Genomic DNA, 18,145 nt, shown 5'->3' on the forward strand with positions numbered 1-18,145 from the left:
TCACGGCGTGCCGCTGATCCCGGTCTACGTCTTCTACTCCATGTTCGGCTTCCAGCGCACGGGCGATGCCTTCTGGGCGGCCGGGGACCAGATGGCCCGCGGCTTCATCATTGGCGCCACCGCCGGACGGACCACCCTGACCGGCGAAGGACTCCAGCACGCTGACGGCCACTCGCCGCTGCTCGCGTCCACCAACCCGGCAGTGGTCACCTACGACCCCGCTTACGGGTACGAGATGGGCCACATCATGCGGGACGGCATCGAGCGCATGTACGGACCGGCCGCAAGCGGCGAAGGAACCGGAACTGCATCAGATCAGAATCTCATGTACTACCTCACCGTCTACAACGAGCCCATCACCCAGCCCAACGAACCCGAGAACCTCGACGTCAACGGTGTCCTGAAAGGCATTCACAGGGTGTCGGCGTCGGACGTCGAAGGCCCCAAGAGCCAGATCCTGGCGTCAGGTGTCTCCGTTCCCTGGGCCATCGAAGCCCAGCGGATCCTCGCCGAAGACTGGGGCGTCTCCGCCGACGTCTGGTCCGTCACCTCGTGGAACGAACTGCGCCGCGACGGCCTCGCCGCCGAGGAAGAGGCGTTCCTGAACCCCGGCGAACCGGCCCGGAGCCCCTTCGTGGCACAGCAGCTGGCCGATGCCCAAGGACCCATCGTTGCCGTTTCGGACTACATGAAGGCCGTCCCGGACCAGATCCGCCAGTTTGTGCCGAACGAGTTCGCCTCACTCGGCGCGGACGGCTTCGGCTTCTCCGACACCCGGGCAGCCGCCCGCCGCTTCTTCAAAAATGACACGCACTCGATCGTGGTGAAGACCCTGCAACTGCTCGCGGCGAGGGGCGAGGTCGAGGAGGGCGCGCCGTCGTACGCCATGGACCGCTACAAGCTCCTGGACGTGAACGCGGGGACCACGGGCGGGGCAGGCGGGGACGCCTGACACCGCATCAAGACGACGGTTGACGGCAGTGCTTCTCTACGACACTGCCGTCACCTGTCATGTGGCTGGATAGGCTGGGGCGATGGCTGACCAGTACGAACATCGGACGACGGCGGTGCTGCTCGCCGCCGGCGCCGGGTCCCGGCTGGGGCTCGGCCCCAAGGCCCTGCTGCGGTTCCGCGGCCGCACCCTCGTTGAAGTGCTCGCGGGCGTGCTGCTTGACGGCGGCTGCCGTGATGTCGTGGTTGTCCTTGGGGCAGACGCGGTGAGGGTGGCAGAGAACGCTGATCTGGCCGCATACACCGTCGTCCAGAACCCTGACTGGCAGACCGGGATGGGCGGCTCGTTCCGGTTGGGCATAGCGGCCGCGCCAGCAGGGGAACATGTGCTGATCGCCCTCGTGGACCAGCCGGGGCTCACCACAGAAATTGTCGCCAGGCTCCTGGCGCACCACCGGCCCGGCCGGGTGACCGCCGCGGCCTACCGCGGTGCGGACGGCGTCCTCCGGCGCGGCCATCCGCTGCTGCTGGACGCAACCCTGCGTGCCCAAGCGGCGGAGTCAGCAGCGGGCGACGCCGGTGCGCGGCTTTTCCTGCAGGAGCATCCGGACCTTGTCGATCTGGTGGACTGCGGCGACCAGTCCGGAGGAGGCGACGTGGACACGCCGGACCAGTTGGGGCTGCTCGAGTAAGGCTAGTGCTTCATTCCTGCTGAGAGCAGCTCCTCCAGTCCCCGCTTGAAACCGGACCGTCCGCCATGGGCGGGATGCCTGACCTTGGGCGCGTCCAGGCCGCTGCGGGCCAGGCTGAGGTGCGCCACGTTGCCCACGGCCACCACCGATTCAATCGGAAAAAGTTCAACCAGCAGCCGCCAAAAGGGAGTTCCGAGGCCTGCTTCGGCTGCCGTTGGTGTGCGGTTGGACAGTGGCTGCCTTGGTACATGGGTGTGCCACGGGCAGGCGCTCCACAGCAGGGGAAGAAACTCCAGTTCTGCCAGGACTTCCCACATGACTGTCGCCGTCGGCTCGGCCGCCACCCCGGCAGCCTCGGCTGGCAGCACGTAGCCCTTCCCCGGCCCGAACAGCCCAAAACTGTTGGCTGGCCCCTCGAACATGGTGCGGTTGGTGAAGGGAACGCCGGTGATCCGCATGCCCCTAAAGCCCGGGGCTTCACCCAGCAGCAGAACCTGCGGAGAACGGTCCAGCATTTCCTGGAGATAGGTCTCCAGGTTCCGCCGGCGGTGGGCATTGGCCTGGTCGGTGTGATCGAAGAAGTTGTTCAGCACGGGTCCTGACGGCACGGCCGAGAGCCGCTCCACGAAGGCGCTGATCGGAGACGCTGTCATTCGCCGTCCTTATTGAAAGCGCACGGGCAGAATCCCGGTGCCTACCAGCGCGGATGGATAGCGTCCCGGAAATAGTGGTCGTAGATCCAGCGGACACCGGCGTCGAACTCTTCAGTGATGCTGACCGAAGCCGCGGCAGCATTCGCCGTGGCTTGGTCCACGTTGCGTGCCCCGGGGATCACGGACGTGACGCCGTCCTGCGCGGCGATCCAGGCGATGGCCGCCTGGGCGGTGCTTGCACCGGATGGGACCAGTTGCTCGAACTCCGCCACGGCCTTCAGCCCTAGCTCGTAGTCCACACCCGAGAACGTCTCACCGACGTCGAACGATTCGCCGCTGCGGTTGTAGTTGCGGTGGTCGTTCGCCGCGAAGGACGTGTCCTTGGTGTACTTGCCTGTGAGCAGGCCGGAGGCGAGGGGAACGCGGGCGATGATGCCTACGCCCGCTGCCTTCGCCGCAGGCAGGACCTCGTCAAGCGGCTTCAGGCGGAAGGCGTTAAGAATGATCTGGACGGAGGCGGTGCCTTTATGCCGGATGGCTTCCAGTGCCTCATCGGTGCGTTCCACGCTGACGCCGTAGTTGCGGATGGCCCCTTCGGAAACGAGAGTGTCCAGCGCGTCATACATGGCGGAGTTGCTGTAAACGGCGGTGGGCGGGCAGTGCAGCTGGACCAGGTCCAGGGTGTCGGTGCCCAGGTTTCTGCGGGACCGGTCCACCCACTGGCGGAAGTTGGCCAGCGTGTAGTTTTCCGGTTTCTGGTCCACCCGGCGGCCCATTTTGGTGGCCACGGTGATGTCCAGCCCGGGATTGTCCGCAAGGAACGTGCCGATGGCCTGTTCGCTCTTACCGTCGCCGTATACGTCGGCTGTGTCGAAGAACGTCACGCCTGCCTCCACGGAGGCCGCCAGGATGGCCTGTGCCTGTGCCGGGTCCACATGCCCCCAGTCGGCCCCGAGCTGCCAGGTCCCCAGTCCGACGACGGAAACTTCCCGTCCGGTCCTGCCTAAGATGCGCTGTTCCATCCCACGACTATATGCAACGCGGGGTCAGATCCGGCCCATCTGGGACGCTTTATTGGGCCTAATCTGACCGCGCGTTGCCTTAGGATCCTGCTGCGTGTTCCAACGCGGGCGCGGCGGCTTCCTTGAGCCCTAGGTAGATCTTGTCCCGCGCGATGGGCAACGACGCGAACCGGACGCCGGTGGCATCCCGGATGGCGTTCGCCAGGGCAGGTGCCACGGGGTTGAAGGGGCTTTCGCTCATGGACTTGGCGCCGAGCGGGCCCAGTTTGTCGTTGGTGTCGGCGAAGTAGACCTCGCTCCGGGGCACGTCCGCGAAAGTGGGGATGTGGTACTGCCGGAGGATGTCGGTGGTGACCCGGCCGGCGTCGTCCACCACCACCTCCTCGTACAGCGCAGCACCCAGCGCCTGCGCGATCCCGCCCTCGATCTGGCCCCTGCACTGCCGCGGATTGACCACCACGCCGGCGTCGGCGGCCTGGACGCTCTGCAGGATCCGCAATTCCCCCGTGCCGCGGTTCACCGCCACCCGGAAGCCGTGCACGTTGAACGCGACGGACCGCGGCGTGCCGCCCCAGCGGCCTTCAGCGGCGAGTTCGACGCCGGCTTCCGCTGCCGCGTGCGCCAGTTCCGCCAGCGGCACGGGCGTTCCCTCGCAGACAACGGTGTCGCCGTCGAGGACGCAGCCGGAGGACTGGATCTGGCGGATCCCGGCGGCGAACGCCCGGATCCGGACGGCCAGTTCCTCCGCGGCGGCGAGCGTCGCCTTCCCGGCCACCACGGTGCCCGCCGATCCGAACGCGCCGGTGTCATGCTCGATCAGGTCCGTGTCCGACTGCCGGACGGCAACCCGCGAGGCTTCCGTGGACAGCGCGGTGGCGGCGAGCTGGGCGTGCACCGTGGTGGTGCCGTTGCCGAACTCGGCAGTGCCGACGTCGGCCTGGTATGTTCCGTCCGGCAGGAGCCGGAGCTTGGAATGGGCGAAGTGGCCACGCGGCGGCACCGTGTCGATCATGGACAGCGCGGTGCCTTCCCCGGTGGCCCAGTCCGGGCCGAGCTGGTCCAGCCCCGCCGCGCGGTAGCGTTCGGCACCCCGGTCCAGGGCGTCACGGACCAGGCGCGTGCACTGCTCCAGGCCGTAGCTGCCGTAGTGGACGTCCTCCTCAGGCTCGGAATGGGTGGACAACATATGGTCGCCTTCGCGCACCATGTTCCGGCGGCGGAATTCCAGCGGATCCATCCCGATGCCGATCGCAAGCTCGTCCATGGCCGATTCGATGGCAAAGATCATCTGGCTCAGCCCGTACCCGCGGAAGGCGCCGGAGGGAACGGTGTTGGTGTAGACCGCCTGGGCGTCCACCTTCTTGTTCCCGCACTTGTAGACAGCCAGGGACTCGCCGCAGCCATGGAACATCACGCCCGGGCCGTGGTTCCCGTAGGCACCCGTGTTGGTCAGGACATCAAGCTTCAGCGCCGTGAGCCTGCCGTCGGCGCTGGCGCCTGCCTTGAGCTTGATGGTGAACGGATGCCGGGTGGTGGTGGCGGTGAACTGCTCCGTCCGGGTCAGTTCGAGCTGGACGGGCCGCCCCAGCTTCAAGGCCGCGAGCGCCACGATGTCTTCTGTCAGCACTTCCTGCTTGCCGCCGAAACCGCCGCCCACCCGGCCCGCCACCACGTGGACCTGCTGCTCCGGCAGCCCGAAGACCCGGCACAGGGTGCGGCGGACCAGGAACGGGACCTGGCTGGAGGTGCGGACCTGCAGCCGGCCGTCGCCGTCCACTTCCGCGATGGCGGCGTGGGTTTCCAGGGCGACGTGCTGGACGCGCTGGGTCTGGTACGTCTGTTCGTGGATGAAGCTGGCGGCCGCGAAGCCGTCCTTCACGCTCCCCAGTTCGGAATGCAGTTCCGCCACCACGTTTTCCCCGGGCCGGGCAATCCGGGCCGTGGACGCGTCCTTCTCGCCGTGCAGCGTGGGGGCGCCGGGACGGATGGCGTCCTGCGGGCTGAATACGGCGTCGAGGAGTTCATACTCCACGGCGAGGGCCCGGATACCCGCTTCGGCGGCCTGAAGGGATTCGGCGACGACGGCGGCGACCCGCTGCCCGATGAACCTGACCACGTCATCCAGCACGCGGGTGTCGTCGGGGTCGTCCGTATAGAGCTCGTGCTGGGCGGTGGAGAACAGTTGCGCCGGGGCGTCCTGGTGCGTCAACACGGCCACCACGCCGGGCAGCTTCAGGGCGGCATCCGTGCTGATGCTGAGGATGCGGGCGTGGGCGTGCGGCGAGCGCAGGAGTTTCAGGTGCAGCAGCCCCGGCAACTGGTCCGCCGGGACATCGAGGGTGTAGCGGGCGGTGCCGGTAACCACGGCGCGGCTGGCGGGCGCCGGGACATCGTCACCCAGCTGTCCCGGCTGCGGGTCAGGCTGGCCCTCTCCCGCGATCCCGGAGCCCTGGCCGGCCGGATCGGGGTGCCCGGAGTGCCCGCAGACGGCGTCCGCGATGGCCCGGTAGCCCGTGCAGCGGCACAGGTTGCCCTTGAGGTTGCGGGGCAGGTTCTCCTTCTGATCGTCGGTGAAAGTTGCCGCAGTCATCAGCATGCCGGCGGTGCAAAAGCCACACTGGAAGCCCTGCCGCTCGAGGAACTGCTGCTGGACCGGGTGCAGTTCCCCGCCCGCGGTTTCTGCCGTTCCGGCCGCGCCCGACGTACCGGCCAGGCCCTCGATGGTGGTGACGGCATGGCCCTCGGCCCGGACCGCCGGGTAGATGCAGCTGTGCACCGGCGTTCCGTCCACGTGCACGGTGCAGGCACCGCAGTCGCCGCCGTCGCAGCCCTTTTTGACGCCCAGGTTGCCCTGCTCCCGCAGGAAGGTCCGCAGGCACTGCCCCGGACGCGGCCCGGCTTCTGCCGGAATGCCGTTGATCTCGATGGCCATGCTCAGGCCCCTTCCTGCTGGGGGCTGCGCCCTGACGTGTGCCGCGACGCGCGGGTCGAATTGCGGGCCTCTGGTGGCCAGAAGTCGCCGGACACGTTCACGTCCGGCGACCCTTCGGGGGCCGCGAGTTCGGCGCGGATCTCGTCGGCGAGGCGGTAGGTCATGTCCCGGCGCCACGCCGGCAGCCCGTGGATGTCGTTGTGGTAGAGGTCTTCCGGGATCGCGTCGCCCAGCGCGGCCGCGAGCTCCGCAGCCTCCGGCAGGTGCCCGAAGCGCAGCTGCACGGGCCGTTTGGTCGAGGCGGTGACGGTCAGGACCAGGGAGGTGCCGCCGTCAAGCCTTCCGATCAGCAGCACGCCGGAGCGTCCCAGGTTGCTCAGGGACAGGCGGCGGAACGCCACCCGTGAGGCAAGGGCCGACGCCGGGACGTGGATGCTGCGAAGCAGCTCGCCGCGTGCCAGGCCGTTTGTTCCGTCCCCCGTGACGAGGTCGGTCACCGGCACGGTGCGGCTGGCGCCGCCCGGCCCCAGGATGGTGGCCTCGGCGTCGAGCCCTGCGCAGAGGGAGGTCATGGGTCCGGCGGGGAGCGCCGTGCAGACGTTTCCGCCCACCGTGGACATGTTCCAGACCTTGAAGGAGGCCACAAACGAGTCGCAGCAGGGCCGAATCAGGTCGAGTCCGGGCCAGTCGCGGCGCGACAGGTCGGGTGATGCCGGGAGGGCATAAAGCTCCGCGACGGTGCAGGTTGAGGCCAGCTCGATGCCGGCGTCAGTGACGGTGATGGGCGTCCAGCCCGCCGAGCCGAGGTCCAGGAGGCGCTTGAGCGGTTCTGGCCCGAAGGCGTAGCTGCCGTAGGAAAACAGGACGGTGCCGCCGGCCAGCCAGGCGTCGCCGTCGCGCCATTCGGCCGGGTCCGTTGTAGGGACCACGGCCTCGATGGTGTTCATGTCCATGCGATCTCCTGCTGGCTGATGGCGGGCGCCGGCTGCGCTCCGGGTTGGTGGGCGCAGCGTCCGGCGGGCTGGTGGATGGGTCCGGAGGTGTCCCGCAGCGGTGTGCAGGATTGCTTCCGGCTGCGGGAAGCGATGAGTTCCGCGGTGACGGACACGGCAACCTCGGCCGGGGTCACGGCTCCGAGGTCCAGGCCGATCGGTGAATGCAGCTGCGCGATCCGTTCGGGCCGCACTCCGGCGTTCAGGAGGTCATCAACCCGCTGGAGGTGGCTGCGCCGCGATCCCATGGCACCGATATAGGCAAGGTCCAGGCCCAGCGCGGTTTCCAGCAGCGGGATGTCGAATTTGGGGTCGTGCGTGAGGACGCAGGCGACTGTGCGTTGGTCCAGCCGGCCTGCAGCCGCTTCAGCTGCGAGATACCGGTGAGGCCAGTCAGTGACCACCTCGTCGGCGCTCGCGAACCGGGCTTGGGTGGCGAACGCGGGACGGGCGTCCACCAGGGTGACGTGGTAGCCCAGCAGTTTGGCGGCGGGCAGCAGGGCCGCGCCGAAGTCATTGGCGCCGAACACCAGCATGCGCGGCGGGGCGAGCCGGGTCTCGACGAGGAGCGTGAGGGGTTCGCCGGCGCACGTGCCGGGCGCGGCCAGGTGCAGAACCCCCGTGGAGCCGCCGTGCAGGAAGGACTCGAGCTGCGCGGCCCGGGCGTGGTCCACGCCAGAGGTTGCCGCCACGCCCAGCAGCGCGCGGACTTCCGGGGACCCGGCCACGCTGAACGTGGCCGGGTCCGGAATCACGACGGCGCCGCTGCCGCCGGCGTCCAGCCGGCGAATCAATGCCACGGGCTCCCCCGGCCGGACGGAGACCAGCTGCCGAAGGGCTTCCCGCAACTGGGGGTTGCGGTCGGCGGGCTCGATGTGGATCTCCAGCTCACCGCCGCAGGTGAGTCCGGCGGCGAAAGCGTCGGCGGCACTGTAGCCGAAGGTCCCGTGGCGGGTGCCGCCGTCGTCCATTGACTCCAGGGCGAGCGCCACCACGGTTCCCTCCACACAACCGCCGGACAGGCTGCCCAGGACGGCACCGGACTCGGAGACCAGCATGGACGTGCCCACCGGGCGCGGCACCGAGCCGGTCGCCGCCACGACGGTGGCCGCGGCGTACCGCTGGCCGGCCAGGGCAGGCGGCCAGGCACTGAGCGAAGGTATCAGGTCCAGCATGGCGGCACTCCTTCATCCGGCGCGGCGGTGGTTTCCATATTGTCGTTCCTATCGGGGGCCGGACCAAGCACCGGTCCGGCGGTTGTGTTTCGGAAAGCGCTCGGGCAGGCCGGTGTCAGGCGCCCAGCAGCAGGTTGATCGGTCCGCGGGCGAAGTACACCAGGAATCCGACGCTGACCACCCACATCAGCGGATGGATCTTCTTCGCCTTCCCGGAGGCCGCGCCGATGATGGCCCAGGACACAAAGCCCACACCGATGCCGTTGGCGATGGAATAGCTCAGCGGCATGGTGACGATGGTGAGGAACGCCGGCAGGGCCACGGAGAACTTGCTGAACTTGATCTCGCGGATCTGCGCCATCATCATCGCGCCCACCACCACCAGCGCTGCGGCGGCAACTTCCAGCGGGACAACGCTGGTCAGTGGGGTCAGGAACATGGAGCCCAGGAAGAGCACGCCGGTGACCACCGAGGCGAGGCCGGTGCGGGCGCCTTCGCCGATCCCGGCCGCGGAGTCGATATATACGGTGTTGGAGGAGCCCGACGTCGCGCCGCCCGCCACGGCCCCGAAGCCTTCAACGATGAAGGCCGCCTTGAGCCGCGGGAACGTGCCGTCCTTGTGGGCCACGCCGGCGCTTTTCGCCAGGCCCGTCATGGTGCCCATCGCGTCAAAGAAGTTGGTGAAGACCAGGGTGAACACCAGCATGGTGGCGGCGAGCCCGCCGATCCTGCCGAAGGCGCCGAACATGTCGAACTGTCCCACGAGGCCCAGGTCCGGGGCGGAGACGAGCTGCCCGGAAAGGACCGGCGTGTTCAGGTGCCAGCCGCCGGGGTTGGTGGCGCTGGCGGGGCCGATCTTCAGGAAGGCTTCCACCAGGGCGGCCAGGAAGGTGGTGGCGACGATGCCGATCAGCAGGCCGCCCTGGACTTTTCGGGCCACGAGGATGCCCATGGCCAGCAGCCCCACCACAAACACCAGCGTGGGGATGGAGGTGATGGATCCGCCGTCGCCCAGCTGCACGGGCGGGCCGGCCACCGTGGCGCGGATGAAGCCCGAGTCCACAAAGCCGATGAAGGCGATGAACAGGCCGATCCCCACCGTGATGGCTGCTTTGAGTTCCTTGGGGACGGCGCGGAAAATGGCGGTGCGGGCGCCGGTGACACCAAAGAGGACGATCAGGATGCCGTTGATGACCACCAGTCCCATGGCCTCGGCCCAGGTGACTTCCTGGATGACCGAGACGGCGAGGAAGGAGTTGATGCCCAGACCGGCGGCCAGTCCAAACGGGAGGTTGGCCACGAGCCCGAACAGGATGGTCATGACCCCGGCTGTCAGCCCGGTGACTGCCCCCACCTGGGCTGCGGAGAGCCAGCCCCCTGCAACGTCTGTGGGCGCGTTGTCCGCCGTGAAACCGCCCAGGATCAGCGGGTTGAGGATGACGATGTAGGCCATGGTGAAGAACGTGACCAGGCCGCCGCGGAACTCGCGGGCGATGGTTGAGCCGCGTTTGGTGATCTGGAAGAAACGGTCCAGGGCGTTCGACGCCGGCGGCTTGGGTGTGCGTGCAGTGACGGGAGCCGGATGCTCCCCGTGGGATTGATCCAGGATGGTCATCTCTGCCACCGGGCCCTAGTAGTCGATCCTGGATTCGAGGGTGTTCCAGGTGTTGAACGGCTCCAGCGGCGTGGGTGCCTGCGGATCGTCCAGCCCGAGCTTGGCCACCGGCATCAGGGAGTCCCGGTCCTGGTTCTCGAAGTATTCGTAGAAGAGGGCGTCGTCGAAGCCGACGGAGGCTGCGTCGTGGCGGTCCGCGGCGAAGACGACCCGCTCCACGCGGGCCCAGAGTGCTGAGGCCAGGCACATGGGGCACGGTTCGCAGCTGGTGTAGAGGACGGCACCGGTGAGATCGAAGGTACCCAGTTCCCGGCAGGCGGCGCGGATCGCGGTGACCTCGGCGTGGGCGGTGGGATCGTTGTCCGCGGTGACCCGGTTGACGCCGTCGAACGTCCGGCCGTCCGCCGTGACGATCATGGCCCCGAACGGCCCCCCGCTGTTCAGGACGTTGGCCGTGGCCAACTGGATGGATCTGGCCAAATACTGTTCGGCCGTGACGGTTGTACTCATGATGCGACTCCCTTTGCTTGGAAGCCGGTATCCCGTTGCGGGACCAGTAGAACCAGGTGCGAACGGTTACCAGGCTTCAGCATGTGCTGTGAAGGTTAAGTTGCGCCTGGTAGATAGCTTTCCCGAAGTCCGGGGGCCCGCCTTTGGCAAGTTCGAGATTAGCACCGCAGTGTGTCCTGCGCCATAGTTTTCTGGAAATTTAATTTCGCAATGTGAAATCCGTGTTTCCGCACCATCACGCCCGGGGTCACATTCCGCGGCCATTGACGGACCGCCGGCGGGGCCCCTACGCTGATCCCCAGCCGCAGCTGTCCGCAGCCGCAGCCACCTGGATCAGCAGACAGGGCCGCACTGAGCTGGAACGTCAACCGTCACGCTCGGACAAAGGAATCCCATGACCGCTATCCCCACCACCAGCCCCGCAGCCCGCCTCTGGATCAGGAATCCGCGGGCCGCCTTCACCGCCAACTCGCTGGACGCTTCGGGCGGGCTCGTGATCAGCGGCGGCGTCATCGTCGAGGTATTGGCCGCCGGCCAGGTGCCCTCGGCACCGTGCCAGCAGACGTTCGACGCCGGCAACCACGTCCTGCTGCCGGGCCTGATCAACACGCACCACCACTTCTACCAGACCCTAACCCGCGCCTGGGGTCCGGTGGCGAACGCCCCGCTCTTCCCCTGGCTGCAGAACCTGTATCCCGTGTGGGCGCGGCTCACGCCGAAGGACCTCGAGCTGGCCGCCACCGTTGCGCTGGCCGAACTCCTGCTCTCCGGCTGCACCACCGCGGCGGACCACCACTACCTGTTCCCGCAAGGCCTGGAAAACGCCATCGACATTGAGGTGGATATGGTCCGCCGGCTGGGGATGCGCGCTACGCTGACCCGCGGTTCCATGACGCTGGGAACGGACGACGGCGGCCTGCCGCCGCAGTCAACAGTTCAGCTTCCGGAGGTGGTGCTGGCGGACAGCGAGCGGCTGGTTGGCCAGTACCACGAACGCGGTGACGACGCAGTGATCCAGATTGCCCTGGCCCCCTGCTCGCCATTCTCGGTCACCAAGGAAATCATGGCCGAAAGCGCCGCGATGGCGGAGCGGCTGGACGTCCGGCTGCACACCCATCTGGCCGAAACCCTGGATGAGGAGGACTTCTGCCGGCAGATGTTCGGGCTGCGCACCGTCGACTATCTAGACAGCGTGGGCTGGCTGACGGACCGCACCTGGCTGGGCCACGGCATCCACTTCAGCGACGCGGAGATCGCCCGGCTGGGAGCCGCGGGCACCGCCGTCGCGCATTGCCCGACCTCGAACATGCGGCTGGCATCCGGCACCGCGCGGGTCCTGGAACTGGAGGACGCGGGAGTCCCTGTCGGGCTGGGGGTGGACGGCTCGGCGTCGAACGATGCGTCCAACATGATCCTCGAGGCCCGGCAGGCACTGTATTTGCAGCGGCTCCGCTACGGGGCGGACGTCCCGGTGGAGCGGGCGCTCGGCTGGGCGACGCGCGGCTCGGCGGCCGTCCTGGGCCGCCCCGGACTGGGGCAGCTGGCCCCGGGGATGCAGGCGGACCTGGCCTTGTTCCGGCTGGACGACCTGCGCTTCTCCGGCAGTCACGACCCCATTGCAGCCCTCCTGCTGTGCGCGGCGGACCGGGCAGACCGGGTGATGGTAGGCGGCGAGTGGCGCGTGGTGGACGGGCAGATTCCGGGGCTGGATGTTGCCGGACTCATCGCGGAGCACTCCGCCGCGGCCCGCCGGCTGGTGAACGGCTAGAGCATTCTCGGGGCGCCGCCGCCATTACGGACTGGCCGGGGCGCCCGGGGGCCCGACCCTGGCGACGCGGAGATTCCTGCCGACGCCCTGATTCGCTGGCGACACACAAATTCCTTGGCGCACCCCGGATAAGGGTCGCGCCAAGGAATCTGCGTGTCGCTAGCGGAGATGCGCGTCCTCAACGTGCTCAGGAACGTTGGCCGCGGAAGCCGGGGAGCCCCTGGATCCAGCGTGAGAGGCGGCCCGGGACGTGCTCCCGGTCTGCCGGCAGATAAAAATCCGGATCCGTGCCGCCGCCGAGGGGGAGGTAGAACTCCTGGACTGCGGGTGCCGCCGTGTTCACCGGTGCAACCGGCGTGGTGTCCTGCTGGTACATCTGATCCTCCTTCGAAGGTGCTGGTTCAGTAGTGTTAGTTTGCTCAGTAGATTCCATAAAGTGGAAAATAACTTTTGCTATACGAAAAGCCTAGAGGTGGTTCCGAAGTACGTCAATGGGTCCGGTCCGCGGGTCCGGTCACAATCGGATTTTTGAGATTGTGATGTACACCACCGCATCGCTGCGCTACTCTGGAAGGCAACTCGTGGCGTACGTCACGTAACCTGGGAGCAGCAGGCAGGGTCGTAATGAGCTGGCATCTATCGATGTCGGCTCATTTTTTGTTGGGCCGACGGTACTAGAAACGCGCGGGAAACGCGCGCTTAATTTCTATGTGGAACGTTGGTCCCACATACCTGAAGTTGGGAATCAGACCATGAGCAGCAACATCATCCTCGGCCACAACCAGTACGGAAAGGCCGAAGTCCGGGTCGTCAAAATCACCCGCGACACGGACCGCCACGAGATTGAGGACCTGAACGTCACCTCGCAGCTGCGCGGTGACTTCGAGGCCGCCCACCTTGAGGGCGACAACGCCCACGTGGTGGCCACGGACACCCAGAAGAACACCATCTACGCCTTCGCCCGTGAAGGCGTCGGCTCCCCCGAAGCGTTCCTGCTGCGCCTTGGCGAGCACTTCACGTCCAGCTTCGACTGGGTCACCGGCGGCCGCTGGGAAGCCGAGTCCTACAGCTGGGACCGCATCCAGGCCCACGGCAGCGAACACGACCACTCGTTCGTGCGCAACGGCCAGGAAGTCCGGACCGCCGTCCTGGTCCGGGACGGGGCCGCCACCCACCTGATCTCCGGGCTCAAGGACCTCACTGTCCTGAAGTCCACCCAGTCAGGCTTTGAGGGCTATCCCCGGGACAAATACACCACCCTCCCGGAAACCACGGACCGCATCCTGGCCACCGATGTCTCCGCCCGCTGGCGCTTCAAGGCCGGAACGGATTTCAGCACCCTGGACTTCAACAAGAGCTACGAGGACATCAAGGGCCTCCTGCTCGAGGGGTTCACTGAGAAGTACTCCCACGCCCTGCAGCAGACCCTGTTCGACATGGGCACCAAGGTCCTGGAAGCCCACAGCGAGATCGACGAGATCAAGTTCTCCATGCCCAACAAGCACCACTTCCTGGTGGACCTTTCGCCGTTCGGCCTCGACAACCCCAACGAGGTCTTCTTCGCGGCCGACCGCCCCTACGGCCTGATCGAGGCCACCGTCCAGCGCGAGGACGCCACTCCGGCGGACATCGCCTGGTCAGGCATCGCCGGCTTCTGCTGAACTGCTCCTAAGTTTCGACGGGCTCGGCCACCGGGCAACCCGGTGATTGAGCCCGTCGAAACCCCACCGGCCGCCACTGAGCCCGCCCGGTTTCACCAGGACTCACCCGCCGAACAAGTTTTTAGCCAGACCACGTTAGCCAGACAAAGACGTCTGCCATGAACCAGAAAGTCTGCCGTGAACCTCAAGAAAAAATCCTCCAGCCAGGCCGCCAAGACCGGCCGCCAGCCTTCTGACCGCCCCGAAGACCAGCGCCTCTCCATTGGCAGCAGCTTCGCCTACGGCTTCCAGCACGTCCTCACCATGTATGGCGGCATCATCGCGCCGCCCCTGATCATCGGCGCCGCCGCGGGCATGAATTCCCAGGACATCGGCCTGCTCATCGCGGCCTGCCTTTTTGTAGGCGGCCTGGCCACCATCCTGCAGACCGTCGGCATCCCGTTCTTCGGCTCCAAACTGCCGCTTGTCCAGGGCGTCTCCTTTGCCGGCGTCTCCACCATGGTGGCCATCGTCCACGGCGGCGGGGGCATCCAGTCCGTCTTCGGCTCGGTCATCGTGGCCTCGCTGATCGGCCTGGCCATCACCCCGCTGTTCTCCAAGATCATCCGGTTCTTCCCGCCGGTGGTCACCGGCACGGTCATCACCACCATCGGCCTGACCCTGATGCCGGTGGCAGCAAACTGGGCCATGGGCGGGAACAGCAAGGCACCCAACTACGGCAGCGTGGCCAACATCGGCCTGGCCGCCGCCACCATGGGGATCGTGCTGCTGCTCAGCAAAGTGGGCAGCGCCACCATCTCCCGGCTGTCCATCCTGTTGGCCATGATCATCGGGACCGCCATTGCGTTCGTCACCGGTATGGCCGATTTCTCCAAGGTAGGCCAGGGCGAGATCGTCGCGTTCCCCACCCCGTTCGCCTTCGGTCCGCCAACCTTCCACATCGCAGCCATCATCTCCATGCTGATCGTCATCCTGGTGACCCTGACCGAGACCTCGGCGGACATCATCGCCGTCGGCGAGATCGTGGGCACCAAGGTTGGTTCCCGGCGCATCGGCGACGGCCTGCGTGCGGACATGCTCTCCAGCGCCATCTCGCCGCTTTTCGGCTCCTTTACGCAGAGCGCGTTCGCGCAAAACGTGGGCCTGGTGGCCATCACCGGGATCAAGAGCCGGTTCGTGGTGAGCGCAGGCGGCGTCATCCTGGTGATCCTCGGACTGCTGCCCGTGCTGGGCCGGGTAGTCGCAGCGGTGCCCACGCCCGTCCTGGGCGGCGCCGGCGTCGTACTCTTTGGCACGGTGGCTGCCAGCGGCATCCGCACACTGTCCAAGGTGGAATACCGGAACAACATGAACCTGATCATCGTGGCGGCGTCCATCGGCTTCGGCATGATCCCCATCGCCGCGCCGGCCTTCTACGACCAGTTCCCGTCCTGGTTCAGCACCATCTTCCACTCCGGCATCAGCTCGGCGGCCGTGATGGCCATTGTGCTGAACCTGCTTTTCAACCACCTCAAGGCCGGCAACTCGGAGAACCAGTCGGTGTTTGTGGCCGGCACCGGACGCGTTGTCCGCGAGGAGGACCTCAAGTGCCTGGCCGACGGCGACCGTTACGAAGGCGGGAAGCTGATCGACTGCGACGGCAAGGAAGTCCAGGTGGAGTCGTCGTCGAAAACCGACCACTAACCCGCGGAACAAAGCGAACCGGCAGCAACTGCTGCCGGTTCGCTTTGTTGGTGGTGCTGTAACGGACGGGTGTTTATGAAGGACGACGCCGGCGCGTGGCCGGCAGGGTCAGTTGCGGTTGAGCTCGTCCGAAATGATCTGGGCCGCCTTGCGCAGGATGGGCACCGCGCGGTCGCCGAAGGACAGGTCCACGCGGGACACCGGCCCGGAAACCGAAATGGCTGCGGGGGTTGGAGCATTGGGCACGGCCATGGCAAAGCAGCGCACACCGATCTCCTGCTCCTCCTCATCAATGGAATAGCCCCGTTCGCGGATGAGCTTAAGGTCAGCCAGGAGATCATCGACGTCACCGATGCTCTTGGCCGTTGGTGTCGGCATCCCGGCGCGGGCCACAATGCCACGGACCACCTCGTCATCAAGCTGGGCCAGGATGGCCTTTCCGACGCCGGTTGCATGGGTATGGGCACGGCGGCCCACCTCGGTGAACATGCGCATGGAGTGCAGGGACGGCACCTGGGCCACGTAGATGACCATGTCAGAATCGAGCACCGCCATGTTGGAGGTCTCCCCCAGCTGGTCCACGAGGGATTTGAGCTGCGGCCGGGCCACGGCGCCCAGCTGTTTGTTGGCACCCTCGCCGAGCCTGATCAGCCGCGGTCCCAAGGCGTAGCGACGGTTGGGCAGCTGGCGGATGTACCCCAGCGTGACCAAAGTGCGCAGCAGCCGGTGGATGGTGGGGAGCGGCAGGTCGGTAGAGGAGGAGAGCTCGCTGAGCGTCACGTCTCCGCCGGCGTCTGTGATGAGTTCCAGCAGTTCGAAGACGCGCTCGACCGACTGCACGCCTCCGGAGGCTTTTTCGGCCATTCCGTTGTCTCCTAGTGGCTCAGATTCTGACAACTCTTATCCGCATCGTGAAAAGAGTTGCTTTGAACTCTCAAGATACAGCACCCCGGAGCCGCGGGCGATGCCGCCAAACATGACCGGCCGAGGGTTGCTTTTCCACTTTGCAGACAATAATATCCATAATACGAAAACATTTGATTTGAAAGCGGCCCGTGTTCGGGCCTGAACGAGGAGGAAATTCAATGGCGAACCCGAGTCCCGGAAATTCGATCACCCTGCGCGTCGCCGCGCCGTCGAGCTTTACCGCCACCAGCGAACTGGCGGCCGCCGTCGCCGCGGCCGGTGCCGCCGTCACCGCCCTGGATGTGACCGAGTCCCACCACGACACCCTCGTTGTGGACGTCACGTGCAACACCACCGACGAGGCGCACGCGGACCGCATCAAGGAGGCGCTGAACGCCCTCGACGGCGTCACTGTCCAGCACGTCTCGGACCGCACCTTCCTGATGCACCTCGGCGGCAAGCTGGAGGTGGTCCCCAAAGTAGCCCTGCGCAACCGTGACGACCTCTCCCGCGCCTACACCCCCGGCGTCGCCCGCGTCTGCCTCGCCATCGCGGAGGACCCGTCGGCGGCCCGCAACCTGACCGTCAAGCGCAACACCATCGCCGTCCTCACCGACGGTTCGGCCGTCCTGGGTTTGGGCAACATCGGCCCGGCCGCTGCCCTGCCGGTGATGGAAGGCAAGGCCGCCCTGTTCAAGCAGTTCGCCAATGTCGACGCCTGGCCGGTCTGCCTGGACACCCAGGACACCGAGGAAATCATCATGATCGCCAAGGCCATGGCACCCGTCTACGGCGGCATCAACCTTGAGGACATCGCAGCCCCGCGCTGTTTCGAAATCGAGAAGCGCCTGCGCGACGAACTCGACATCCCCGTGTTCCACGATGACCAGCACGGCACCGCAATCGTCACCCTCGCAGCCCTGGTCAACGCCCTGCGCGTGGTGGACAAGAAACTCTCCGAGGTCCGCATTGTGGTGTCGGGCGTCGGCGCGGCCGGCTCGGCCATCATCCAGCTCCTCAAGGCCCAGGGCGCGCAGCACATCATCGCTGCCGGCCGTTCCGGTGCCATCCACTCGGGCGAGCAATACGACGACGAGCACCGCGCCTGGATTGCCGCGAACACCAACGAGGAAGGCTTCGCCGGGACCCTGCACGAGGCCATGACCGGCGCCGACGTGTTCATCGGCGTCAGCGCCCCGCACGTGATCGGTGAAGAGCAGGTGGCCGCGATGGCCGAGAACGCCATCGTCTTCGCCATGGCCAACCCGACGCCGGAGATCGACCCCATTGTTGCTTCCAGGCACGCAGCCGTGGTTGCCACGGGCCGCAGCGATTTCCCCAACCAGATCAACAACGTGCTGGCCTTCCCCGGCTTCTTCCGCGGGCTGCTCGACGCCGGAGCGAGCGACATTACGCCGGAGATGCTGGTGGCCGCCGCAGAGGCGATTGCCAACCGGGTAGCTGACGACGAGCTCAATGCCAGCTACATTGTCCCCAGTGTGTTCGACCCCCACGTTGCCGCCGACGTCGCAGCCGCCGTCTCTGCTGCCGCCCACGCAGCAACCGCTTCCGCCCACGCCTGATT

The 18,145-nt window shown here is 66.9% G+C and carries 15 protein-coding genes; 6 read left to right on the forward strand and 9 right to left on the reverse strand.

Annotation, left to right across the window (positions count from 1 at the left end; translation table 11 throughout):
- Positions 1-952, forward strand: a 952-nt coding sequence (locus IAQ70_RS17920; RefSeq protein WP_407682603.1) for a transketolase-like TK C-terminal-containing protein, incomplete at its 5' end; no start/stop codon positions are given.
- Between the two features lie 82 nt (positions 953-1,034).
- A complete protein-coding gene (gene nboR / locus IAQ70_RS17925) occupies positions 1,035-1,643 on the forward strand; it encodes a nicotine blue oxidoreductase (RefSeq protein WP_190990747.1) in 609 nt (202 codons plus the stop codon).
- 2 nt (positions 1,644-1,645) lie between these two features.
- On the opposite strand, the gene IAQ70_RS17930 is transcribed toward nboR, so the two are convergent.
- From IAQ70_RS17930 to IAQ70_RS17960, 7 genes are all read right to left on the reverse strand, one after another.
- Complete coding sequence (locus IAQ70_RS17930; protein WP_190990749.1) at positions 1,646-2,296, reverse strand: uracil-DNA glycosylase family protein; 651 nt, start codon at positions 2,294-2,296, stop codon at positions 1,646-1,648.
- Positions 2,297-2,337: 41 nt separating this feature from the next.
- The gene (locus IAQ70_RS17935; RefSeq protein WP_190990751.1) at positions 2,338-3,318 is read right to left on the reverse strand and encodes an aldo/keto reductase; all 981 of its coding nucleotides are present in this window, start codon (positions 3,316-3,318) and stop codon (positions 2,338-2,340) included.
- Between the two features lie 79 nt (positions 3,319-3,397).
- Positions 3,398-6,250, reverse strand: coding sequence for a molybdopterin-dependent oxidoreductase (locus tag IAQ70_RS17940; RefSeq protein ID WP_190990753.1), 2,853 nt, complete (start codon positions 6,248-6,250; stop codon positions 3,398-3,400).
- 2 nt (positions 6,251-6,252) lie between these two features.
- Positions 6,253-7,203: an FAD binding domain-containing protein gene (locus IAQ70_RS17945; protein WP_190990755.1), complete on the reverse strand. Its 951-nt coding sequence runs from the start codon at positions 7,201-7,203 to the stop codon at positions 6,253-6,255.
- Positions 7,194-8,417: an XdhC family protein gene (locus IAQ70_RS17950; RefSeq protein ID WP_190990757.1), complete on the reverse strand. Its 1,224-nt coding sequence runs from the start codon at positions 8,415-8,417 to the stop codon at positions 7,194-7,196. Before IAQ70_RS17950 ends, IAQ70_RS17945 begins: the two co-directional genes overlap by 10 nt.
- 115 nt (positions 8,418-8,532) lie before the next feature.
- On the reverse strand, positions 8,533-10,032 hold the full coding sequence (locus tag IAQ70_RS17955) for an NCS2 family permease (protein ID WP_190990759.1): 1,500 nt from the start codon (positions 10,030-10,032) through the stop codon (positions 8,533-8,535).
- A 15-nt stretch (positions 10,033-10,047) separates the two neighbouring features.
- A complete protein-coding gene (locus tag IAQ70_RS17960; RefSeq protein ID WP_190990761.1) occupies positions 10,048-10,542 on the reverse strand; it encodes a nucleoside deaminase in 495 nt (164 codons plus the stop codon).
- 394 nt (positions 10,543-10,936) lie between these two features.
- Here IAQ70_RS17960 and IAQ70_RS17965 point away from each other — a divergent pair, with 394 nt between their 5' ends.
- Positions 10,937-12,310, forward strand: a complete 1,374-nt coding sequence (locus IAQ70_RS17965) for an 8-oxoguanine deaminase (RefSeq protein WP_190990764.1) — start codon at positions 10,937-10,939, stop codon at positions 12,308-12,310.
- Positions 12,311-12,497: 187 nt separating this feature from the next.
- On the opposite strand, the gene IAQ70_RS17970 is transcribed toward IAQ70_RS17965, so the two are convergent.
- Positions 12,498-12,686: a hypothetical protein gene (locus IAQ70_RS17970; protein WP_190990767.1), complete on the reverse strand. Its 189-nt coding sequence runs from the start codon at positions 12,684-12,686 to the stop codon at positions 12,498-12,500.
- A 376-nt stretch (positions 12,687-13,062) separates the two neighbouring features.
- Here IAQ70_RS17970 and pucL point away from each other — a divergent pair, with 376 nt between their 5' ends.
- Together pucL and IAQ70_RS17980 are read left to right on the forward strand one after the other, a co-directional pair.
- On the forward strand, positions 13,063-13,971 hold the full coding sequence (gene pucL / locus IAQ70_RS17975; RefSeq protein WP_190990769.1) for a factor-independent urate hydroxylase: 909 nt from the start codon (positions 13,063-13,065) through the stop codon (positions 13,969-13,971).
- Positions 13,972-14,148: 177 nt separating this feature from the next.
- Positions 14,149-15,654: a nucleobase:cation symporter-2 family protein gene (locus IAQ70_RS17980; RefSeq protein ID WP_190990771.1), complete on the forward strand. Its 1,506-nt coding sequence runs from the start codon at positions 14,149-14,151 to the stop codon at positions 15,652-15,654.
- A gap of 108 nt (positions 15,655-15,762) precedes the next feature.
- On the opposite strand, the gene IAQ70_RS17985 is transcribed toward IAQ70_RS17980, so the two are convergent.
- On the reverse strand, positions 15,763-16,518 hold the full coding sequence (locus IAQ70_RS17985; RefSeq protein WP_190990773.1) for an IclR family transcriptional regulator: 756 nt from the start codon (positions 16,516-16,518) through the stop codon (positions 15,763-15,765).
- 221 nt (positions 16,519-16,739) lie between these two features.
- Here IAQ70_RS17985 and IAQ70_RS17990 point away from each other — a divergent pair, with 221 nt between their 5' ends.
- On the forward strand, positions 16,740-18,143 hold the full coding sequence (locus IAQ70_RS17990) for an NAD-dependent malic enzyme (RefSeq protein WP_190990775.1): 1,404 nt from the start codon (positions 16,740-16,742) through the stop codon (positions 18,141-18,143).
- Positions 18,144-18,145: the final 2 nt, after the last annotated feature.

This window comes from Pseudarthrobacter sulfonivorans (genome assembly GCF_014712225.1).
In the GTDB taxonomy this organism is placed as follows: domain Bacteria; phylum Actinomycetota; class Actinomycetes; order Actinomycetales; family Micrococcaceae; genus Arthrobacter; species Arthrobacter sulfonivorans.